This window comes from Shinella daejeonensis, from assembly GCF_024281235.1.
Lineage (GTDB): Bacteria > Pseudomonadota > Alphaproteobacteria > Rhizobiales > Rhizobiaceae > Shinella > Shinella daejeonensis.
On the sequence record NZ_JAHWXY010000005.1, the window covers coordinates 103,519 to 124,368 of the forward strand.

The window sequence follows — 20,850 nt, forward strand, 5'->3', positions numbered from 1 at the left end:
TCTCCGGCCGGATTTCATTGCGCCGCACTGGCCGCATTGGCGCGCGCCTTGCGTTTCTCGTAGCGAGCCTGCATGCGGGCTTCGCCTTCGGCCGTGCCGTCGTGCCAGGTGCCGAACCATTTGTCGAAGGGCACCAGCCCGTCGCCGTAGTTCACCTCGAAATACTTGTGATGCAGGTAATGGGTATAGGCGTGGCTGTCGATTGCCGCCTCCTTGCCAAGCTCGATCTTATCGAAACCGATGTGACCCACGACCGCGCCGAAGCCGGCGATATGAAGCTGGTAGATCGCAAGGATCGGGTTCGACGGAATGATCACATGCAGGAGCGCTGTCGAGAAATAGAGAAGCTGCTCCACCGGATGCATGGCAAGCGACGACCATGGCGAGGGGTTCACCGAATTATGATGCACCGAATGGATCCAGCGATAAAGCGGCGCCCAGTGGATCAGCCGGTGGATCACGAAGAAATGCGCCTCGTGGAACATGGGAAGGACGAGGGCGATCGCGAACAGATACCACGGATTTTCCGCAAAGCCGATCCACGGCACGAGACCGCTTGAATAGACATAGAGAATGCCGACCTCGTAAGCGGTCCAGATCGGCAGGGCGGTGGCGAAGGTGCGGATCAGACCGTCGGCGTTCTGGCTGTTGAACAGGAACGCGGTGTTCTTCCGGTCGGCGGGGAACTGCGCATTGTATTTGAAGCGGTTTCCCTGCCGCCGCAGAATGTAAAGCCGCAACTCGAAAGCGCCATAGAACAGGAATACCGCGACACAGTTGACGAGGAAGAGCTGGAGCATCCAGCGCCAGTGAAGCGTCGCCATCACCTCGGGCGCGGGAACGAAAAGATGCCAATAGGCCACGGCGGAAGCCGCGAAGAGCACGTTCCACGGGAAGAAATAGTGCGGCAGCCATTTCAGGAAGGCCAGCGGCTTCGGCGGCAACGTGAAGACCGGCGCCGTTTCGATACGATCGTTCGGGGCCCAGTCGCCGCGTTTGTTACGCTTGCCATATCGTAGATCGTCCATCGGTCTCTCCCTCCGATCGATTGTGCAGGGTCTGGAAACGGTCGAAGGCGGCGCAATCCATCCGGCCCGGCGACGGCGTCGGGTGATCGTCCGCTTCATCTTGTCAATTGATAAGCCAACGGGGAGCTGCCGTCCGCTCTCTTTTTGATCAAATCAGATCAAAGACTTTCCGCCGTGACGGTGATGAAGCGGATCGGGCTTGCCGATATTTCCATCGTGACGAGCCCGAGACGATGCAGCATCAGGTCGACGGAGCGCCGCGCCTGCGCTTCGGGCGCCTGATCGAGGACGACGGACATGACGCCTTCACGCAGCGCCGCGGCGCTGCGCTCCGTCAACTCATGGCCGACGAAGAAGACGTCGCGGCCCCGTGGATGATGGCGCAACACGGAGGCAAGCGCCGAATTGGCGCCTCCGGCGTTATAGAGACCGACGAGATCGGGCCAGGTCCGGAGCGCAGTCGTCAGCCTATCCGCACAGGCGACCGCCTCGTCCTGTCCGAAAAGCGCTGCGGTGAAGCGCAGATCGGCGCGCGGATATTCGGCGAGATAATCGGAAAAGCCCCGCACCCGGTCGCGCTGGACCTGATAGATCTGGCTGTGGCAGAGCACGACGACCGTTCCGCCACGCGGCTGCATGCGCGACAGGAACAGCGCGGCGCTGCGCCCTGCGGCATAATTGTCGATCCCGACGTAATCGGCCGCGATACCACCCGTGCGCGTGACGATCTGCACGATCGGAATGCCGGCCGCTCCCACCGCCTGCAAGGCGGTGCGGATTGCGGGATGGTCCGGAGCCGCCACAATCAGGCCGGCCCGCCGCGTTCCCGGATCGGCGATCCGGCGGGCGATGGAGAGCGGATCGAGTTCGTCGAGAAAGACGCGTTGCAGCACCACTGTTGCGTCCAGCGATGCCCCGATGCGCTTGAAAGCCTGCGAAAGGCGGTCGAAGAACGTCGTTTCCGGCCGCACCAGCAGGACATCGATCCGCAGAATGCCGCGATGCCGCTCCGGCAGGCGCTTCGGATAATCGAGCGCGCGGGCGGCGGCCACCACTTTTTCCACTAGCGCGGGCCGCACGCCGCCACGGCCGTTCAGCACACGCTCCACCGTCGCGGTGCCGACACCGGCAAGGCGCGCAATATTCTGGAAGGTCGGTTTCAGGCGTTCCCCCGTCTTTCTGGCGGAGGGAACACTACTCCACTGCGCAGAGGGCGCAAGAGCAGCCGGCGGCCGGTTTACGCTCGGCCACGCCGCGGCGCTTCGGTCCGGTGGATACGGCGTCGGCTTACTCTTGTAAATATGACAATACAGTTGTATTCAGTCTTGCGGGCTTGACGACCGGTCCATCCGGTGAAGTCCGTATTTCATTCCAGCAGGCGGGCGTTCCGCCTGTGCTTGCCAAGGGAGGTAGCCATGAAGAAAATCGCCACATTGCTGGCTTGCGCCGCTTTCGCCCTGCCGGTTGCGGCCTGGGCCCAGGATGCCGCCGGTACGACGAAGAAGGACAGCTATCGGTTCGTGATCGTACCGAAGGTCGTCCATCCGTGGTTCGACAAGGTGAACGAGGGCGCGCAGCAGGCCGCCACCGCGCTCAAGGCCCAGACCGGCGCATCGGTCGAAGTCATCTATTCCGCCCCGCAGACGGCCGACGTCGTGCAGCAGAACCAGATCATCGACAGCGCGCTGGCCACCCAGCCCGACGGTCTGGCGATCGACCTTCTCGACCCGTCCGGAAACCAGGCGTCGCTTGAGGAAGCCCAGTCGCAGAACGTGCCGCTGGTGCTCTTCGATTCGGTTCCGCCGGAGGGCATGCAGATCACCCATATCGGCTCCGACTTCTGCGAGCAGGCCAAGATCGCCTCCCGCCGCCTCGTCGAGATCCTGAACGGTGAAGGCGAAGTCGCCATCATGATGGGCGTTCCGACGGCTCCCAACCACTCGATCCGCGCCGAATGCCACCGCCAGGTCTTCGCCGAGCATCCCGGCATCAAGGTCGTCGCCGAAGGCATCGACAACGACAGCATCGAGATCGCCCAGCAGCAGGCGGCAGCCATCATGCAGGCCAATCCGAACCTCAAGGGCTGGGTCGCTTCCGACGCCGCCGGCCCGATCGGCATCGGCCAGGCCATCGTCGAAGCCGGCAAGCAGGATCAGGTCACGCTCGTCGGCCTCGACAACCTTCCGGAAATGATCGAGATGATCCGCAACGGCGTCGCCGACAGCTCCTCGGCCTCGCAGCCGGAATTGCAGGGCTACTGGTCCGTCATGATGCTCTGGGCGCAGGCGACCGGCGCGCCGGTTCCCGGCTATGTCGATACCGGAAACGCCTTCCTGACCAAGGACAACATCGGCGACTGAACCGGCATAACCGGCTTGTCGCGGGGCGCGGGAATTTTCCGCGCCCCTTTCCCTTCACCCAGTCGAAGGTGCAGAACATGGCCTATCTTGAAACCCATGGCCTCGGCCGGGACTTCCCCGGCGTGACGGCGCTCGACGGCGTCGATCTGAAGATCGAGCTTGGCCGCACGCACATCCTCGCCGGCGAAAATGGCGCGGGCAAGTCGACCCTCGTCAAGATCCTGACCGGGACGGATCAGGCGTCGCGCGGCAGGGTATTGGTCGACGGACGCGATCCGGCCGAAGATCCCACGCTTTACAAAAACATCGCCTATGTGCCGCAGGAGCTCAATCTCTTCCCGCAGATGAGTGTCGCGGAAAATCTCTTCATGCCCTTCAGCCGCACGGGCCACGGCGGCGCGCTCGTCGATCGCAAGGCGCTCGTGGAGGAGGCGCGCACCTATCTCGATCGCTTCGGCATCGAGGCGGATCCGCGCGCCCTCGTCGCGCATATCTCCGTTTCGGACCAGCAGCTGCTGCAAATCGCCCGGGCATGCACCAATGCCGAGATGAAGGTGCTGATCCTGGACGAGCCGACGTCCTCGCTGACGCGGGTCGAGGTCGAGCGCGTCTTCAAGGTGATCCGCGCCCTGCTCGACCGCGACCACGCCATCGTCTTCATCAGCCACAAGATGGAGGAAGTCTTCGAGATCGGGGACGACTACACCGTTCTGCGCAACGGCGAGAAGGTCGACAGCGGCCGCATCGCGGACATTACGGAGGCCGACCTCATCCGCGCCATGTCGGGCCGCGATCTCTCCTTCGAAGAGCATTTTCGTCCCGAAACGACCGTCGGCGAGGCGATCATGGAAGTGCGCGGCCTGACCGGCGCCCGCTTCGAGGATATCAGCTTCGACCTTCGCAAGGGCGAGATCCTCGGCTTTGCCGGTCTCGTCGGCGCGGGGCGTTCGGAGGTGATGCAGACCATCTTCGGCTTCCAGAAGGCCAAGGCCGGCTCGGTGACCGTCGCCGGCAAACCCTGGGCTCTCAACGATACGTCCCGTTCGGTCGCCGGCGGCATGCTCTATCTGTCGGAGGAGCGCAAGCACCACGGCATCTTCCCGCTCCTGTCGCTGCGCGAGAACATCGGCATTTCGCTGCTTTCGCTCACCACCGGCCCGCTCGGCATCAGCGACCGGAAAGAACGCGGCGCCGTTCAGGAGATCATCGACGCCTACGGCATCCGCACCGCCGGCATGGGCAAACGCATCGCCGAACTTTCGGGCGGCAACCAGCAGAAGGCGATCATCGGCCGCGCCATGGCGACACGGCCGCGCGTCCTGATCTTCGACGAGCCGACCAAGGGCATAGACATCCGCACCAAGACGGAAATCTATCGCATCATGAAACGGCTGGCCGAGGAAGGCGTCGGCGTCATCCTCGTCTCGTCCGAACTCAACGAATTGAAGAAATGCGCCAGCCGCATCATCACGATGCACAACGGCCGCATCACCGGCGATTTCGCCGCGACCGACACCAATAACGAAACCCTCGTAGGCGCCATCTTTGGAACGGAGGCGAAAGCCGATGAAAACTGAGCCCCTGTCGATCCTTGTGCGCAATCCGCTTGCCGGCGTCTTCGTCGCGCTTACGGTGATCTTCGCGCTTTCCGCGCTTCTGTCGCCCTATTTTCTCACGCCCTATAACCTGTCCGTCATCGCCCGGGGCCTTGCCTTCGTCGGGCTGATCACCATCGCGCAATCGATGCTGATGGTGCTCGGCGAACTCGATCTGTCGCTCGGCGTCATCGGCGGGCTGTGCGGCGTCATTTCGGGCATCCTGATGGTCAAGCTGGGCATAGAGCCCTATTCGGCCATGCTTCTGGCGGTCCTTCTGGGAGCCTGCCTCGGGCTGTTCAACGGCCTGCTCGTTACGACGCTCCGGCTGCATTCTCTGGTCCTTACGATCGGCACGGCCGGCATTTTCGGCGGCGCCAATCTGGTGCTGACCCGCGGCGTTGCCATCACCGGCATCCCGAAGGAAGTGCAGTTCCTCGGGCGCGGAGACGTTCTCGGCGTGCCCGTACCGTTCCTGATCATGCTTGCGGCCCTGGCCGTGGCGACCTTCGTCATGGTGAAGACGCCGTTCGGCCGCTACATGTACGCCATCGGCAACAATCAGGCCGGCGCCCGCATGCTCGGCATCCGCGTGGATCGCATCCGCCTGCTGGTTTTCGTCGCGGCCGGCGCGATTGCCGGGCTCGCCGGCGTCCTGATGGTGGCCCGCCTCGGAACCGCGCAGCCCTCCATCGGCGACACCTGGGTGCTCGCGCCCATCGCCGCCTCGGTCATCGGCGGCGTGGCGACCACCGGCGGCGTCGGCAGCCCGATCGGCGCCATCTTCGGCGCCGGCATCATCGCCGTCATCGAGAACATCATCGTGCTGTTCGGCGTCTCGCCCTATTGGCAGGGCATCGTTTCCGGTGCGATCGTCGTTCTCGCTATTTCCTTCGATGCGATTTCGCGCCGCTATCTCCGCCGCGAAAACGGCTGATCGCCGCCGCCAGACTCAAGACGAGAGACAGATCATGAATGAACAAGTCAAAACCAAGAAGCTGATCAACGATCCCGAAAATATCATCGCCGAGATGATCGAAGGCATGATCGGCGCGCATCCCGACATGCTGCGCGTGGAAGGCGAAACCGGCAGGGCGGTCGTGGCGGTCGAGGGTCCTCGCGACGGCAAGGTGGGGATCGTCATCGGCGGCGGTTCCGGCCACGAACCGGCCTTCGCCGGCTATGTCGGGCGCGGGCTCGCGGATGCGGCCGCGGTCGGCAACGTCTTCGCCTCGCCCTCTCCCGCCCATATCGCCGAAGCCGCGCGGGCGGCCGACGGCGGGGTCGGCGTGCTGATGCTCTACGGCAATTATACCGGCGACGTCCTGAATTTCACGATGGCGGCGGAGGATCTGGCGCAGGACGGCATGGCGGTACGGCATGTCGCAGTCGCCGACGACGTGGCGTCCGCCCCCCTCGAGCGGCGCTTTGAGCGACGCGGCATCGCCGGCGATTTCTTCGTCTTCAAGGCGGCCGGCGCAGCGGCCGATCTCGGCGAACCGCTGGACCGCGTCGAGGCGCTGGCGCGGGCGGCCAATGACGCGACCCGCTCCATCGGTGTCGCGCTCAGCCCCTGCTCCCTGCCGCAAACCGGCAAGCCGAACTTCACCATCGGCGACGAGGACATGGAAATCGGCATGGGCCTCCACGGCGAGCCCGGCATCCGCCGGCAGAAGCTCGCTCCGGCCGATACGGTGACGGACGAACTGATGGACGCGCTCCTCAGGGAACTCGACCTTGCCGCCGGCAGCCGTGTCGCCGTTCTCGTGAACGGCCTCGGCGCGACCTCGCAGATCGAACTCTATCTGGTCTTCCGCCGCGTCAAGCAGCGCCTCGATGCGCTCGGCGTGGCGATCCACGCCTCCTGGGTCGGCGAATATGCGACCTCGCTGGAAATGGCCGGCGCCTCGGTCACGCTGATGAAGCTCGACGATACGCTCCAGGCGCTGCTCGACCATCCCTGCCGGACGCCGGCGCTCGTCGTCGGCGCCTTCGAGAAGACCGATGGCGGCGGCGCGCGCAGCCGCAAGACCGAACGCGTCTCCGATAGCCGCGATACCGTGCAGGACAAGCCGCGCATCCTCGTGACCGAAGGCGACATCACGCCCGCCGTCTTCAAGGCGATGATGGACAACGTCGGCGAACAGATCATCGCGGAGAAGAACTGGCTGTCGGAGCTCGACGGCGTGATCGGCGACGGCGACCACGGCGTAACGATGGAAATCGGCTGGAAGGCCGTGCGCAAGGCGCTCGACGACGCCCAGGACGACGAGACGATCGAAGGCCTTTGCAAACGCATGGCCAAGGCCTTCCTCGACGCGGTCGGCGCATCTTCCGGCCCGCTTTACGCCACCGCCTTCCTGCGGGCGGGAACGGCCGTCAGCCACCGGCTGAACCTCGACGGCGCAGGCATGGCGGAATGGCTCGCAGCCGCCTGCCAGGGCATTCGCGACCGGGGCCGGGCCGAGCCGGGCGACAAGACGATGATCGATGCCTGGGTGCCGGCGGTGGAGGCGGCGCAGGCCGCCGCGGCGGCCGGCGGCTCTTCCCTTTCGGTGCTCGTTGCGGCCCGCGACGGCAGCGAGGCCGGCATGAAGGCGACGGCCGCCATGGAATCGCGCCGCGGCCGCTCGGCCAAGCTTGGAGAACGCTCGGTCGGTCATATCGATCCCGGCGCCGCATCGACCTTCGTCACGCTGCGCGCCATGGAAGACGCCCTGCGCCGGGCGCTCGCCTGATCTCCGGCGGCGTCGCCGCCGCACCTTCTACCGGGGGCCCTGGAGCAGGGCCCTCGCCACGCCCTCGTTGGTCACCAGCCGATTGACATAGCCGGCCCGCAGGATCGCCCGGATGATCGGGATTTTCTGGATCCCGCCGGAAACGAGAACCGAAACGGGCTTGAGCTTCAGCTTGTCCGGCGGCAGCGCGATAATGGAATCGTTCAGGAAATGGTCGATCGGCTGTCCTCGCGCGTCGAGGAAGCAGCCCATGAACTCGCCGACCGCGCCCTGCTTCAGCACCGCATCGAGATTGTCCTTGACCACCCGGATCTGCGTCAGGGAGGTGTCGTGGGCGAGCGGCCCGCAGGACACGATGCCGACATCCGCGATCTCCGTACGCGCCAGCACATCGGTCAGTTCGTCGTTCAGCAGCAGCGCATTCCGGCTTTCCGGATTGGCGCAGTAGATCGGCGCCGTCAGATAGTGGCATTCCGCGCCGATCGCCCGGGCGAAGGCGGTGGCGACCTCGAAGGTGTTGGTGGCCGATCCGCTCGTGACCCCGCCCGTCAGTCCGACGATCCAGCCTTCCGGCTTCAGGCGGGCCCGCAGGCTGCGGACGGCGAAGCTCAGCGTTCGGCCCGAGCCGATGCCGATGCCGGTATCGCGGCCTTCGATGAACCCGCTCGCCAGCAGCCCCGCCGCCTCTCCGATCACCCGTTTCTGCTCGATATAATTGTCGAGATCCGGCACGACGACCGCCTCGGCGAGGCCGTAGCGCGCCGAGACCTTCTCTGCCAATTCGATGCAATCCGAAAGGGGCAGGCTGACCGTCACCTGCACATGGCCGGATTCACGCACCTGACCGATGATCTTGTTGACCTTCAGCCGGGTGATGTTCATCCGCCGGGCGATTTCCTGCTGGGTCTGATCGCCGATGAAGTAAAGCCACGCGACGCGCGAGCGCTCCAGCTCTTCAGCGGAAAGGTCCCAATCCTTGCTCATGCGCTCGCCGTGTTCCCTGTTTTTCTTCTGCCCGCACTCTCTTGCAGAAGATGCGGGCAAAGGTCAAAGCGCGCCGCCCGCCTTTACCGGCTTTTCCAACGGATGGCGGCAGTTCGGCACATTAGCGCGAATCGGGGAAACGGCGAAGATAACGAATGCCCAGCAGGAAGATCAGCAGCGCGGCGGCGATGAAGACGCCGCCGGCAAGCGATTTGTAAAGCACGATGGCCGCAATCCCGCCCGCCAGGAACGCCAGGATGGTCGTGACATGGAGAAGCAGACGCTGCTGCGTCGCGGTCCGCATCGTGTCATCGGGACAACGCCACAAGGTGGCGAGGCCGACGCCGATGTCCGTGGCGATGCCCGAGACATGGGTCGTGCGCACCCGGCTTTCGGAAATCCGCGTGGAGGCGGCATTCTGGATGCCCATGGCGAAGCTGAGCAAGCCGACGATCAGGACACCCTTGTGGACCGGCGGATGGGAAAGATCCACAACGCCGACCAACAGCAGGAGCGCCGCTTCCGCCAGCAGGGTCAGCGCATAGATGTTGCCCAGATGGTTGTCCCTGCCGATCCGGATGAAGAGCGTGGCAACAAAGGCGCCGAGGATGAACAGCCCGACGATGGACAAAAGCACCAGCGCCACGACCAGCTGCCCGAGAGAGATATGATCGGAAATGAGCGAGACGTTGCCCGTCATATTGGCGGAGAAATAGCCGAAGGCGAAATAACCGGCGCCGTTTACGCCCCCCGCCACGAAGGACAGGATGGCCGCAAGCAACAAATCGATGCGGATGGAACGCCCCGCGCCTTCTTGGATCAGCATTTCAATGGATTCGCTTCAGGAAAAATCCAGTCAAGCCGATGCGCGACGCGAAGGCAAGGGCGTGCCGCACAACGCCGGCACGAAATGACGCTGCCGTCGAGCGGCGAGCGTCATTTCGCCGGATACGGTCAGCGGCCCTGAATGACCCGGATGAAACGCGGACTGCGCTTGCGGAAATCGTCGTGGGTAATGCGGCCGTTGGCGATACCGTTGAAGGCGCGCTGGCAATAGATGCGCGCGACGTCGCGCCGCGGGCTGACATTCATGATCTTGGCCATCTGCGCCTTGCGTGCCGGCGTGGCGCGGCGCGCGCCCTGGTAGCATTGATTGACGCCATCGCGCTTGGCCGCCGGGCTTCCCCGGACGATTTCACGGGCCTGATTGTAGCGCGCTTCGGTCATGCAACCGGTCAGGAACACGGCCGCCGAAACGAGGGCGATGACTGGATATAGGCGCATGCGTTTCCTCCTCATGATCGTCCAGAGGGAAATAATTATCCGCTCCGGAATGATTGGCAAGTCCGGGAAATGGCCGTCTCGCCCGCTCTGGCAAGGGTGCAGGCGGACATTTATCGGGAAACGACGCGAACACATTGGAGCCGGCGCGCGAATTTGCTATGGATACTGGAAGGATCCGGCCGAAAGAGCCCGCTGGAGCCGCTGGGAGGAGAATTGAATGACGATCGGTCTGCGGACGTCGAGGGAAACCACCGGTGCGAGCGCGCCCAAGGCGCTGCGCGTCGGCTTCATCCTGTCAAAGAGTTTCACCCTTTCGGCGTTCGCGCTTTTCGTCGATACGCTTCGCCTCGCCAGCGACAGCGAGGACGGCTCGCGCCGCGTCCATTGCGACTGGGACGTGCTCAGCGGGTCGCGCAACTTCATCACGTCCAGCAGCGGCATCCAGGTCGCGCCGACAGCCCCCTTCGCCGATCCGGCCTATTTCGATTATATCGCCGTCGTTGGCGGCCTGTTGAAAGTGGAAGAGCCCATCGACAGTTATGCCCGCGCCTATCTGCGCAAGGCGGGAAGCGCCGGCGTCGGGCTGATCGGCCTGTGCACGGGCAGCTTCATCCTCGCCGAGGAGGGCCTGCTGACGGGGCATACCGCCTGTGTAAGCTGGTTGCATCACCGCGACTTCCGTGCCCGCTTTCCCTCCATCGGAGCAACGTCGGAGCAGATTTTCCGCTTCGACGGCAAGGTCGCGACATGCGCCGGCGGCAGCAGCGTCGCCGATCTTGCGGCAACGCTGGTGCGCCACCATGTCGGCGAGGCGGCGGAGCGGAATGCGCTGGAAATCCTCCAGATCCGCCACCGGCGGGATGCAACGGATCTCCAGCCGCGCAATCCGCTCGGCCTTGAGGCGCGCGACCGGCGCGTGCATCTCGCCATCATGATGATGGAGCAGCACACGGAAGACCTGCTGTCCATCGACAGTATCGCCACCATGACCGGGGTGTCGCGGCGGCAGCTCGAACGGCTGTTCGAAAGCGACATGGGAGCCTCGCCAAGCGCGATCTACATGAAGATCCGCATGGCGGCCGCCCTCAATATGGTTCTCACCACCAACAAGCCGCTGATCGAGATCGCACTGGAAACCGGTTTCGAAAGCCTTTCCCACTTCACGCGGCGTTTCCGCGCGGCTTTCGGCGACACGCCGTCGCAGATCCGGCGGGACGGCCGCCGCCAGGCGAGCTGAAGAAAGGCGGTCCGGGGAACCAACAGCCCCGTCAGCCGTTCGGCCTCCATTGTTGACAAGGAGACAGCAATGGCAAGCAACGACGTTCAATCCCAGATTTCCGCCCTTCGCGACGAACTCGCCCAGCTTCAGAAGGAACTGGCGGATCAAGGATCGCAGGCCTATGAGACCCTGCGCGATCAGGCCGGAAAGGCCGTGGACGCAGCCCGACCGGCGGCCCGCTCGGCGACCCGATACGTCAAGACGGAAGGGGCTGCGGTCGCGCGTGCGGCCCGCGAGCATCCCGCGGCGCTTTCGACCGTCGTCGTGACGGCGGGGCTGGCCGGCCTTGCCATCGGCTATCTGCTGGGATCGCTCGAAGGCACGCCGGCACGCCGCCAGCGCTGGTTCTGAACCGTTCCCGGACGGAAACCCGTCACCATGAGCCGGCCGGATGGCCGGTTCATGGTTGCAGGACGATCGCAGATCATCGAATTTTTCGCTCCGGACGTTTGCCACAATCGAAAAATTATGAAATAAAGCAGCCTTACATTTCGAATTGGAGGAAAGGCGTCCGGATTGGCCTCCGGAGCGAATATGAAAGGAATTGACGTGATATCATGCCAAGGCAACGCCAACCGGCGCCATGCTGCAAACGTCAATATATTCGGCATCGACGTGAAAGACATGCGGCCATCGTTCATGGCCCCCGATCTGTTCTTCTCATCTTCTTTGCGATGCCCGCCGCTTAACTTTCCGCTCTCCCCTGTTTCGTCATGATCTCGACCCCGACACTGCGCGGCGCCTGCCGTGCGGCCGGGATACGAACAAGGCAATCGCTCGCCATTGGCTGCCACACGACAGGCGGCCATGTCATCGGCGTTCGTTGCCATTCCATCGCAATGAAACGGAGCCCGAATGATGTTCAACCATGAAAACGCCTCCCATCCCGACGATACGCTTGGCGGCCGCATCTCGCTTGCCCGCGAGGCCGCCGGCCTTTCCGAAGGAGAAGCCGCGGAGCGGCTGGGCGTTCTCTCATCAAGCTGGAACGCGTGGGAATGCGACCGCGATGTGCCGCGCGCCAACCGGCTCGCCATGATGGCCGGTGTCCTTGGCGTCACCCCTTCCTGGCTGCTGACCGGGCACGGAAGTGGTCCCGCGCAACCGGAAACGAACGCCACACCGGCCGATTTGCAGCGCGCGTTGCATCAGGCGTCGGAAGACATGGCCGCCCTCAACCGCCGCATGCGCGAACTGGCCGCCCAACTCGGACCGCAGGGAAGTTCCGCACGTACGTAAAGTCGGGCTCACCCCCGCGCGCCACATATACCCGTTCGACGAAAGCCTTTCGTCTTCGGCAATCCCTATCGTCCGCCGGCCCGGTCGTCGACCTGGCCGGCGGACTCGTCACATGATGAACCAGTTTTCACCGGGATTGCTCCGGCGGCACGCGATTTCCGCCGCATCCCTATCGAAGCCGCCTGCGAACAGGCTGATCCCCGCCAGGGCCTGAAGCCCGTTGCCGGGCACGGCCGGCGGCGCTCCGCCCCGCATCCGGTGCTTGCGCTGGATCAAAGAGGTTCCGAACCGGAAAGGGCATGGTGCCTGCGAAAGAAGCCTCGGCGGGTTGCCGAGGTGGGTGCAGGTGATTCGTGAGAATTTTCAATGTCCTATCGAGGCTCAAACGTATTTCCGCCCTCGGCCGGATTCTCGCGATGCGTGTCCTGCCGGTCCTTTTTCTGGCGCTCTCCTGCCTGAGTTCCGCTGCCCACGCCGGCCAGCTTGAGAAATTCCTCCCCACGCTACAGGCCGAGGATGTCTTTGCCGGCGCGGACCGGATCGGTGCGCCACAGGGCGAACCGCCGATCGCGCCAGTCTACAAGGGCGACGAGCTTGTCGGCTACGTCTACGTCAATTCCGACTTCACCAGTTCCATCGGCTATTCCGGCAAGCCGATCCATATCGCCGTCGGCATCGACACCGCAGGCGTCATACGCGGCATCCGGCTTCTCGATCACAAGGAGCCGATCGTCCTGATCGGCATTCCGGAGGCAAAGGTCGTCGCAGCGCTGAATACGCTCATCGACAGCGACCTGAACGCGGTCGCCGCCGGCCATGCCAGACCGCCGCAGGTCGATATCGTCAGCGGCGCGACCGTCACCGTGCTCGTCATGGGCGACAGCGTGGTGCGCTCCGCTGTCGGCCTCATTCGCAGCGGCAGGCTCGGCGGAACGCCGATAATCGGAGCGGCCCCGCCTGCGGAAACCCGCAAGGTGGACCCCTCCCTCACGGATATCGCCGACTGGACGACCCTCGTCGGTGACGGGTCGGTCCGCAGCCTGCAGCTTTCCGTCGGTGAAGTCACCGATGCCTTCCGCGAGGCGGGACAACCGCAGGCCGCCGACCACCCGGAAACCGACGACCCGCAGGACACATTCATCGAGCTTTACGTCGCGCCCGTTTCGGTGCCCTCGATCGGCCTCAGCCTGCTCGGACCGACGGCCTACGAACAGATGCAGAAGCGGCTGAAGCCAGATCAGCAAGCCTTGCTGGTGGCGGGGGACGGGGCCTATTCGTTCAAGGGCTCCGGCTATGTACGCGGCGGCATCTTCGACCGGATCGAGCTGTTGCAGGACGGTCAGGGCGTGCGTTTCCGCGACAAGGAGCACACCCGTATCGGCGACCTGATGGCGGAGGGCGCCCCGAAACTGCGTGAAATCGCACTGTTTCGCGTGCCGGAAGGCTTTTCCTTCGACGTGACGCGCCCCTTCGACCTGCAACTTCTGGTCCAGCGCGGCTTCGGCGCTCGCGACAAAGCGAATATCAGCTACGACCTCGGCTACAGCCTTCCCGAAAGCTATACGCTCGCGGTTGCGCCGCCCCCGTCGCCCGCCGCCGAACCCGCAGCGCCCCTTCCGGATGCGCCGCGCGCAATCACCCCCGTCGGAGAAGGCTCCGTGCCGGACTTCTTCGGGGAGGACAATCCGCTTTGGGTGACGATGTGGCAGATGAACAGCGTCAACATCGCGATCACCATCGTCGCAACGCTGGTCCTGGTCGGAATCTTCTTCTTCCAGAACACGCTGGTGAAACGGCCGCGCTTCTTCAAATGGCTGCGGCGCGGTTATCTGCTGTTCATTCTCGTCTGGCTCGGCCTTTACGCCAACACGCAGTTGTCGGTGGTCAACGTCCTGACCTTCATCAATTCGCTGATCACCGGCTTCAACTGGGAATTCTTCCTGACCTCGCCCCTCACCTTCATTCTGTGGGGCTCGGTCGCGGCCGGTCTGCTGTTCTGGGGACGCGGTCCCTTCTGCGGCTGGCTTTGTCCTTTTGGCGCCTTGCAGGAACTGACGAACAATCTCGCGCAGTGGCTGAAAGTGCCGCAGGTCAAGCTGCCCTGGGGCCTGCATGAGCGTCTCTGGCCGATCAAATACATGATCTTCCTCGGCCTTTTCGGACTGTCGCTCTATTCGGTGGCGCTGGCGGAGATCTTCTCCGAAGTGGAGCCGTTCAAGACCGTCATCATCCTGAAGTTCGCGCGCGAGTGGCCCTTCGTCATCTACGGCCTGACGCTGCTTGCCGCCGGCCTGTTCATCGAACGCTTCTACTGCCGCTACCTCTGCCCGCTCGGCGCGGCCCTCGCCATCCCCGGACGCATCCGCATGTTCGAATGGCTGAAGCGCTGGCCGGAATGCGGCTCGCCCTGCCACCGCTGCGCCAAGGAATGTCCGGTGGAGGCAATCCATCCGGAAGGCCAGATCAACGTCAACGAATGCATCTACTGCATGCATTGCCAGGAGCTCTATCACGACGACCAGCGTTGCCCGCACATGATCCAGGTGCGTGTGAAACGCGAGAAGTTCGCCGCCCGCAATGCCCCCCTGACGCCGGAAGGCCAGGCGGGACGCGGCCCGGCCAGACCCGTTATCACCCATCGCGGCAAGCCCGTCGGCAACGCCTCCCCGGCGTCCGATCCGGCGACCTGAGATATCCACCACAAGGAGAAAACCATGTCAGAAGTCGACAACAAGCCCCGCTTCAGCCGCCGTCAGCTGCTGGGTACCTCCGCCCTTGCCGCCGCAGCCGGCGCAAGCGGCGTCGGCGGGAGCACATTGCTCGGCGGCGGGATCACCGCTGCACAGGCCGCCGAAGGCAACGCCGCCTTCGAGGTCAAACCCGGCGAACTGGACGAATATTACACCTTCTTCTCCAGCGGCCAGACCGGTGAGGTTCGCATCGTCGGCCTGCCCTCCATGCGCGAGCTGATGCGTATCCCGGTTTTCAACCGCGACAGCGCCACCGGCTGGGGCCAGACCAACGAAAGCCTCAAGATCCTGACGGAAGGCCTGCTTCCGGAGGACATCGAGATGCTGAAGGACCGGGGCGGCAGTTTCGTCAACGGCGACCTGCACCATCCGCATCTTTCCTTCACCGACGGCACCTATGACGGTCGCTATCTCTACGCCAACGACAAGGCCAATACGCGCGTCTGCCGCATCCGGCTCGACGTGATGAAATGCGACAAGATCATCCAGCTGCCGAACCAGCACACGGTCCATGGTCTTCGCGTGCAGAAATATCCGAAGACCGGCTATGTCTTCTGCAACGGCGAAGACCGCGTTCCGATCCCCAACGACGGTACGAACCTGACCGACACGAAAAACTATCACGCGATCTTCACCGCCGTCGATGGCGAGACCATGAAGATCGCCTGGCAGGTGATGGTGGACGGCAACCTCGACAACGTCGACTGCGACTATCAGGGCAAATACGCTTTCGCCACCTGCTACAACTCCGAGGAAGGCACGACGCTCGCCGAGATGATGGAGAACGAGCAGGACTGGATCGTCATCTTCAACCTCAAGCGCATCGAGGAAGCCGTCGCCAGCGGCGACGTCAAGGTCATGAACGGCGTTCCGGTGGTCGACGGCCGTCACGGCTCGCCCTTCACCCGCTATATCCCCGTGCCCAACAGCCCCCACGGCATCAACACCGCGCCGGACGGCATCCATGTGGTGGCCAACGGCAAGCTCTCGCCGACGGTCACCGTCTTCGACGTGCGCAAGTTCGACGAACTGTTCGATGACAAGATCAAGCCGCGCGATGCCGTGGTGGCGGAGCCGGAGCTGGGGCTTGGCCCGCTGCACACCGCCTATGACGACAAGGGCAACGCCTATACGACGCTGTTCATCGACAGCCAGATCTGCAAATGGAACATCGAGGAAGCGAAACGCGCCTTTGCCGGCGAGAAGATCGACCCGATCCGCCAGAAGCTCGATGTGCACTACCAGCCCGGTCACAACCACACCTCCATGGGCCAGACCAAGGACGCTGATGGCAAGTGGCTGATATCGCTTAATAAGTTCTCCAAGGACCGCTATTTGAACGTGGGTCCGCTGAAGCCGGAAAACGACCAGCTGATCGATATCTCCGGCGACAGGATGGTGATCGTCCACGACGGGCCGAGCTTTGCCGAACCGCATGACGCCACCATCGTCCACCGCTCCAAGATCAATCCGGTGAATTTCTGGGATCGCAACGATCCCATGTTCGCCGACGCGGTGGCGCAGGCCGAAGCCGATGGCCTCGACCTGATGGAGGCCAATGAGGTGATCCGCGACGGAGACAAGGTGCGCGTCTACATGACGTCCGCCGCGCCGGCCTTCGGCCTGGAGGAGTTCACCGTCAAGCAGGGCGACGAGGTGACGGTCTATGTCACCAATATCGACGAGATCGAGGACCTCACCCACGGCTTTTCCATCATCAACTACGGCATCAACTTCGAGGTCGGCCCGCAGGCGACGGCATCCGTCACCTTCAAGGCGACCAAGCCCGGGGTCTGGTGGTACTATTGCTCGTGGTTCTGCCATGCCATGCACATGGAGATGAAGGGCCGCATGCTCGTGGAACCGAAGGGCGCGTGACCTCATGACGCCTCTTCGCAAAACGCTTCGCCGAAAGTCTTGCGCAAGCCGCATACGGCTGGCGGTCCTTGTCGGCGCCGGCGTTTGCGGCGCGATTTCCCCGGCGATCGCCGGGGAAATCCTCGTGCGGCCGGGCGAGGATCTTCAGGCGGCGATCGCCCGCGCTCCGGAGGGCGATACGGTGCGGCTTGCCGCCGGCCGGCATCAAGGCCCCGTCGTCATCGACCGGCGCCTGACGCTCGAAGGCGAGCCCGGTGCAGCACTTGCCGGCAACGGGATCGGCAATGCCGTGACGGTAAACGCCCCCGGCAGTATCGTTCGCGGGCTGGAGGTCTCCGGCTCCGGCGATGAGCTGTTCGATCTCAACGCCGGTATCTTCGTCTCCAAGACCGCAACCGACGCGCGGGTGGAGAACAACAGGCTGACCGGCAACCTCTATGGCATCTACCTGCATGGCGCGGCCGGATCCGTGGCGCAGGGCAACGAAATCATCGGCCGGCGCGGGGTGCGCATGTCCGAGACCGGCAGCGGCGTCTCGATCTGGAACGCGCCGGGCGCACAGGTGATCGACAACATCATCCGTTACGGCCGCGACGGCATCTATACCAACGCCAGCAAGCGCAATGTCTTCCGCGGCAATCTCATGGAGAACGTCCGTTTCGCGGTGCATTACATGTATACCGACGATAGCGAGGTCATCGGCAATATTTCCCGCAACAACTCGGTCGGCTTCGCCATCATGTACACGCGCCGCCTGAAGATCATCGACAATATCTCCGATGGCGACCGCGATCACGGCCTGCTCCTGAATTACGCCAATTACTCCCTTGTTCGCGGCAACCGGGTGATCGGGCATATGCAGCCGGCGGATCGCTGGCTGGGTGCCGGGTTGCAGGTCGCCGAACCGGGCATGGCCCCGATACCCGAAACGAAAGCGGAAGCCGACAGCGACAGCGGGGCCGACCGTCTCGGACCGGAAAAATGCGTCTTCATCTACAACGCCAACCGTAACCATTTCGAAGACAACCGCTTCGAGGGCTGCGAGATCGGCATTCATTTCACCGCCGGCTCCGAGGGCAATGCACTCACCGGCAATGCCTTCATCGCCAACCGCACGCAGGTCAAATATGTCGGCACACGCGATCTCGACTGGTCGATGGACGGGCGCGGCAACTTCTGGAGCGACAATCCCGCCTTCGACCTCGACGGAGACGGCATCGCCGACAGCCCCTATCGGCCAAACGACCTGATCGACAGGGTTCTCTGGACGGCCCCGCAAGCGAAGATCCTTGTCAACAGTCCCGCCGTCCAGACGATCCGCTGGGCACAGACACAGTTTCCCGCACTCCTGCCGGGCGGGGTGGTGGACAGCCGTCCGCTGATGCGCCCGCCCGCCGCCGATGCGGCGACAGAAACCGGAAAGACCGAACCATGACCGAAACCGTACGCCTTGACGGCGTCACCAAGAGCTATGGCGGCATCGACGCCATACGCGACGCCACCTACAGTCTGAAGGCCGGCGAGACCATAGCCCTCGTCGGCCATAACGGGGCGGGCAAGACAACGATGATCAAGCTGATGCTTGGCCTCATTCATCCGAGCGCCGGCGCGGTGCAGGTGCTCGGCGACGATCCGGCGGCCGGCCAGTTCGCCGCTCGCCGCAGGCTCGGCTATCTGCCGGAACATGTCTCCTTCAACATGGCGCTGACGGGGGCGGAAACGCTTGCCTTCTATGCCCGGCTCAAAAGCGCGCCGAAGGCCGATATCGCCCGCCTGCTCGACCATGTCGGCCTTACCGATGCGGCAGGGCGGCGGGTCGGCACCTACTCCAAGGGCATGCGCCAGAGGCTGGGCCTGGCGCAGGCGCTGCTCGGCTCTCCGGCCGTGCTGTTGCTCGACGAGCCGACGACGGGCCTCGATCCGGCGCTGCGTCAGCACTTCTACGATCTGCTGGAGACGATGCGGGCCGAAGGCGCGACGATCCTGATGTCGTCCCATGCCTTGACCGAGCTGGAAAGCAAGGTGGACCGCGTCATCATCGCCAATCGCGGCCGCGTCATCGCCGACGGCTCCATCGAGGATCTGCGCCGGATTGCGCAATTGCCGGTACGGGTGCGGCTCGGCTTCGGGCCGGACGGCATGCCGCCGCAGATCGTCGGAACGACGCTCGAATGGCGGCGCATCGGCGCCAACCGCTTCGAGGCCGAGACCACATCACAAGGCAAATTGCCATTGTTGCGCGAGGCGCTGGCCGCCAACGGCAACCTTGCCGACGTCGATATCCTCGCACCGACACTCGATGAGCTTTACGCGCATTTCCTGCAAAGCAAGGAGGCGGCGGAATGAGAAACCTCTGCACCATCGCCCTCAAGGAAATCCAGGAAGGGCTGCGCAACCGCTGGGTGCTCGCCACCACGCTGCTCCTGGCCGCGCTGGCGCTTGCCCTGACGTTTCTCGGCAACGCCCCGACCGGCAGCAGCATCGGCGCGGGACGTCTCGACGTGCTGATCGTCAGCCTGTCGAGCCTGACGATCTTTCTCATTCCGTTGATCGCATTGCTGATTTCGCATGACGCCGTCGTCGGCGAGATGGAGCGCGGCACCATGCTCCTGCTTCTCAGCTATCCGGTGAGCCGCAACCAGGTGCTGCTCGGCAAGTTCTGCGGCCATGTCGTCATTCTCGCCTTCGCAACGCTGTTCGGTTATGGCGCGGCAGCGCTGGCGCTTGCCCTGACCGGCTCCGACATCGGCGCGGCAAGCTGGATGGCCTTCCTGTCGCTGATCTGGTCCTCGGTGCTGCTCGGAGCCGTCTTCATCGCCCTTGGCTATCTCGCCAGCACGCTGGTGCGGGAACGCGGCACGGCCGCCGGCATCGCCATCGGCGTCTGGCTGCTCTTCGTGCTCATCTACGACATGGCGCTGCTCGGCCTTCTGGTCGCCGATCAGGGCAGGACCATCGGCGCCGCCGGGCTGAACGCCCTCCTGCTCGCCAATCCGACCGATGCCTACCGGCTGCTGAACTTCGGCGCGGGCGGCGCGGGCACGCTCACCGGCATGAGCGGCGTCGCCGGCAACGCCACGCTGGCGCCGGGCGCGCTGTCGCTTGCGCTCATGCTGTGGGTGGCGGTGCCGCTCAGTCTGTCCATGCTGGCCTTTTCGAGGAAAGAATTATGAAATACGCCCCTCGCCTTGCGCTTGTCGCCCTCGCCGTGCTTCTCGCCGCCTGCGCACCGGAGGAGGAAGCCCGGGCCCCGCTTCCCTTCGCACTGACGGAAAGCGCCATGGGCCGCTATTGCGGCATGAACGTGCTGGAACATTCCGGTCCGAAGGGCCAGGTGATCCTCGATCCCGTCAACGAGGCGATCTGGTTCTCCTCCGCGCGCGACACACTCGCCTTCACCATGTTGCCGGAGGAACCCAAGAACATCGCCGCCATCTACGTCTCCGACATGGGCAAGGCTCCCTCGTGGGACAATCCCGGCGAGGAAAACTGGGTGGAGGCCCGGACCGCCTTCTACGTCATCGAGAGCGCCGCCCTCGGCGGCATGGGTGCAAGCGAGGCCGTGCCCTTCTCCAGCCGGGAAGCGGCGGAAACATTCCACGCCGAAAAGGGCGGGCGTATCGTCACCTTCGACGAGATACCGCAAGACTACATCCTGGGGTCCGCCGGAGACATCGACGACGCTCCTCATTCAGGCAGCATTCATTGACCGGTA

At 64.0% G+C, this 20,850-nt stretch carries 20 protein-coding genes; 14 read left to right on the forward strand and 6 right to left on the reverse strand.

Annotation, left to right across the window (positions count from 1 at the left end):
* Positions 1–14: 14 nt before the first annotated feature.
* A complete protein-coding gene (locus KYK29_RS14620) occupies positions 15–1,028 on the reverse strand; it encodes a sterol desaturase family protein (protein ID WP_254691643.1) in 1,014 nt (337 codons plus the stop codon).
* A 158-nt stretch (positions 1,029–1,186) separates the two neighbouring features.
* Positions 1,187–2,191 carry a LacI family DNA-binding transcriptional regulator gene (locus KYK29_RS14625; RefSeq protein ID WP_254691721.1) on the reverse strand — a complete coding sequence of 335 codons (1,005 nt, stop codon included), beginning with the start codon at positions 2,189–2,191 and terminating at the stop codon, positions 1,187–1,189.
* A gap of 252 nt (positions 2,192–2,443) precedes the next feature.
* Here KYK29_RS14625 and KYK29_RS14630 point away from each other — a divergent pair, with 252 nt between their 5' ends.
* The 4 genes from KYK29_RS14630 (at position 2,444) to dhaL (ending at position 7,721) form a co-directional block, all read left to right on the forward strand.
* Positions 2,444–3,388 (forward strand): substrate-binding domain-containing protein, encoded by a 945-nt coding sequence (locus KYK29_RS14630; RefSeq protein WP_254691644.1) that lies wholly within the window; start codon positions 2,444–2,446, stop codon positions 3,386–3,388.
* Between the two features lie 77 nt (positions 3,389–3,465).
* Complete coding sequence (locus KYK29_RS14635; RefSeq protein ID WP_254691645.1) at positions 3,466–4,965, forward strand: sugar ABC transporter ATP-binding protein; 1,500 nt, start codon at positions 3,466–3,468, stop codon at positions 4,963–4,965.
* Positions 4,955–5,920 carry an ABC transporter permease gene (locus KYK29_RS14640; protein ID WP_254691646.1) on the forward strand — a complete coding sequence of 322 codons (966 nt, stop codon included), beginning with the start codon at positions 4,955–4,957 and terminating at the stop codon, positions 5,918–5,920. Before KYK29_RS14635 ends, KYK29_RS14640 begins: the two co-directional genes overlap by 11 nt.
* Before the next feature lie 34 nt (positions 5,921–5,954).
* On the forward strand, positions 5,955–7,721 hold the full coding sequence (dhaL, locus tag KYK29_RS14645; RefSeq protein ID WP_254691647.1) for a dihydroxyacetone kinase subunit DhaL: 1,767 nt from the start codon (positions 5,955–5,957) through the stop codon (positions 7,719–7,721).
* A gap of 27 nt (positions 7,722–7,748) precedes the next feature.
* Here dhaL and KYK29_RS14650 read toward each other — a convergent pair whose 3' ends face one another.
* The 3 genes from KYK29_RS14650 to KYK29_RS14660 form a co-directional block, all read right to left on the reverse strand.
* On the reverse strand, positions 7,749–8,705 hold the full coding sequence (locus KYK29_RS14650; protein ID WP_254691648.1) for a sugar-binding transcriptional regulator: 957 nt from the start codon (positions 8,703–8,705) through the stop codon (positions 7,749–7,751).
* Positions 8,706–8,826: 121 nt separating this feature from the next.
* Positions 8,827–9,531, reverse strand: coding sequence for a YoaK family protein (locus KYK29_RS14655; protein WP_254691649.1), 705 nt, complete (start codon positions 9,529–9,531; stop codon positions 8,827–8,829).
* Positions 9,532–9,659: 128 nt separating this feature from the next.
* Entirely contained in the window at positions 9,660–9,989 is a 330-nt protein-coding gene (locus KYK29_RS14660) for a hypothetical protein (RefSeq protein ID WP_254691650.1), read from the reverse strand.
* Positions 9,990–10,206: 217 nt separating this feature from the next.
* Here KYK29_RS14660 and KYK29_RS14665 point away from each other — a divergent pair, with 217 nt between their 5' ends.
* The 4 genes from KYK29_RS14665 to KYK29_RS14680 all read left to right on the forward strand — a co-directional run bounded on the left by KYK29_RS14665 (position 10,207) and on the right by KYK29_RS14680 (position 12,507).
* Positions 10,207–11,226 carry a GlxA family transcriptional regulator gene (locus KYK29_RS14665; RefSeq protein ID WP_254691651.1) on the forward strand — a complete coding sequence of 340 codons (1,020 nt, stop codon included), beginning with the start codon at positions 10,207–10,209 and terminating at the stop codon, positions 11,224–11,226.
* Positions 11,227–11,295: 69 nt separating this feature from the next.
* Positions 11,296–11,619 (forward strand): hypothetical protein, encoded by a 324-nt coding sequence (locus KYK29_RS14670; protein ID WP_254691652.1) that lies wholly within the window; start codon positions 11,296–11,298, stop codon positions 11,617–11,619.
* Between the two features lie 183 nt (positions 11,620–11,802).
* Positions 11,803–11,985: a hypothetical protein gene (locus KYK29_RS14675; RefSeq protein ID WP_254691653.1), complete on the forward strand. Its 183-nt coding sequence runs from the start codon at positions 11,803–11,805 to the stop codon at positions 11,983–11,985.
* 138 nt (positions 11,986–12,123) lie between these two features.
* Positions 12,124–12,507 (forward strand): helix-turn-helix domain-containing protein, encoded by a 384-nt coding sequence (locus tag KYK29_RS14680; protein WP_254691654.1) that lies wholly within the window; start codon positions 12,124–12,126, stop codon positions 12,505–12,507.
* 108 nt (positions 12,508–12,615) lie between these two features.
* Here KYK29_RS14680 and KYK29_RS14685 read toward each other — a convergent pair whose 3' ends face one another.
* Positions 12,616–12,783: a hypothetical protein gene (locus KYK29_RS14685; protein ID WP_254691655.1), complete on the reverse strand. Its 168-nt coding sequence runs from the start codon at positions 12,781–12,783 to the stop codon at positions 12,616–12,618.
* A gap of 140 nt (positions 12,784–12,923) precedes the next feature.
* On the opposite strand from KYK29_RS14685, the gene KYK29_RS14690 reads away from it, so the two are divergent.
* From KYK29_RS14690 to KYK29_RS14715, 6 genes are read left to right on the forward strand one after another with little or no spacing between them, the layout of a single operon-like run.
* Positions 12,924–15,197, forward strand: a complete 2,274-nt coding sequence (locus tag KYK29_RS14690) for a NosR/NirI family protein (protein WP_254691656.1) — start codon at positions 12,924–12,926, stop codon at positions 15,195–15,197.
* 24 nt (positions 15,198–15,221) lie between these two features.
* Positions 15,222–17,135: a TAT-dependent nitrous-oxide reductase gene (gene nosZ / locus KYK29_RS14695; protein WP_254691657.1), complete on the forward strand. Its 1,914-nt coding sequence runs from the start codon at positions 15,222–15,224 to the stop codon at positions 17,133–17,135.
* Positions 17,136–17,139: 4 nt separating this feature from the next.
* A complete protein-coding gene (locus KYK29_RS14700) occupies positions 17,140–18,570 on the forward strand; it encodes a nitrous oxide reductase family maturation protein NosD (protein WP_254691658.1) in 1,431 nt (476 codons plus the stop codon).
* Positions 18,567–19,481, forward strand: coding sequence for an ABC transporter ATP-binding protein (locus tag KYK29_RS14705; RefSeq protein WP_254691659.1), 915 nt, complete (start codon positions 18,567–18,569; stop codon positions 19,479–19,481). Before KYK29_RS14700 ends, KYK29_RS14705 begins: the two co-directional genes overlap by 4 nt.
* The gene (locus KYK29_RS14710; protein WP_254691660.1) at positions 19,478–20,308 is read left to right on the forward strand and encodes a DUF2705 family protein; all 831 of its coding nucleotides are present in this window, start codon (positions 19,478–19,480) and stop codon (positions 20,306–20,308) included. The genes KYK29_RS14705 and KYK29_RS14710 overlap by 4 nt, the downstream gene beginning before the upstream one ends.
* Positions 20,305–20,844, forward strand: coding sequence for a nitrous oxide reductase accessory protein NosL (locus KYK29_RS14715; RefSeq protein WP_254691661.1), 540 nt, complete (start codon positions 20,305–20,307; stop codon positions 20,842–20,844). Before KYK29_RS14710 ends, KYK29_RS14715 begins: the two co-directional genes overlap by 4 nt.
* Positions 20,845–20,850: the final 6 nt, after the last annotated feature.

Coding starts and splice junctions, on each gene's coding strand:
- KYK29_RS14640 (WP_254691646.1), top strand. CDS start 4,955: ATGAAAACTGAGCCCCTGTCGATCCTTGTGCGCAATCCGCTTGCCGGC.
- KYK29_RS14665 (WP_254691651.1), top strand. CDS start 10,207: ATGACGATCGGTCTGCGGACGTCGAGGGAAACCACCGGTGCGAGCGCG.
- KYK29_RS14660 (WP_254691650.1), bottom strand. CDS start 9,989: ATGCGCCTATATCCAGTCATCGCCCTCGTTTCGGCGGCCGTGTTCCTG.
- KYK29_RS14650 (WP_254691648.1), bottom strand. CDS start 8,705: ATGAGCAAGGATTGGGACCTTTCCGCTGAAGAGCTGGAGCGCTCGCGC.
- KYK29_RS14680 (WP_254691654.1), top strand. CDS start 12,124: ATGATGTTCAACCATGAAAACGCCTCCCATCCCGACGATACGCTTGGC.
- dhaL (WP_254691647.1), top strand. CDS start 5,955: ATGAATGAACAAGTCAAAACCAAGAAGCTGATCAACGATCCCGAAAAT.
- KYK29_RS14700 (WP_254691658.1), top strand. CDS start 17,140: ATGACGCCTCTTCGCAAAACGCTTCGCCGAAAGTCTTGCGCAAGCCGC.
- KYK29_RS14675 (WP_254691653.1), top strand. CDS start 11,803: ATGAAAGGAATTGACGTGATATCATGCCAAGGCAACGCCAACCGGCGC.
- KYK29_RS14670 (WP_254691652.1), top strand. CDS start 11,296: ATGGCAAGCAACGACGTTCAATCCCAGATTTCCGCCCTTCGCGACGAA.
- KYK29_RS14715 (WP_254691661.1), top strand. CDS start 20,305: ATGAAATACGCCCCTCGCCTTGCGCTTGTCGCCCTCGCCGTGCTTCTC.
- KYK29_RS14620 (WP_254691643.1), bottom strand. CDS start 1,028: ATGGACGATCTACGATATGGCAAGCGTAACAAACGCGGCGACTGGGCC.
- nosZ (WP_254691657.1), top strand. CDS start 15,222: ATGTCAGAAGTCGACAACAAGCCCCGCTTCAGCCGCCGTCAGCTGCTG.
- KYK29_RS14655 (WP_254691649.1), bottom strand. CDS start 9,531: ATGCTGATCCAAGAAGGCGCGGGGCGTTCCATCCGCATCGATTTGTTG.
- KYK29_RS14705 (WP_254691659.1), top strand. CDS start 18,567: ATGACCGAAACCGTACGCCTTGACGGCGTCACCAAGAGCTATGGCGGC.
- KYK29_RS14635 (WP_254691645.1), top strand. CDS start 3,466: ATGGCCTATCTTGAAACCCATGGCCTCGGCCGGGACTTCCCCGGCGTG.
- KYK29_RS14690 (WP_254691656.1), top strand. CDS start 12,924: ATGCGTGTCCTGCCGGTCCTTTTTCTGGCGCTCTCCTGCCTGAGTTCC.
- KYK29_RS14630 (WP_254691644.1), top strand. CDS start 2,444: ATGAAGAAAATCGCCACATTGCTGGCTTGCGCCGCTTTCGCCCTGCCG.
- KYK29_RS14710 (WP_254691660.1), top strand. CDS start 19,478: ATGAGAAACCTCTGCACCATCGCCCTCAAGGAAATCCAGGAAGGGCTG.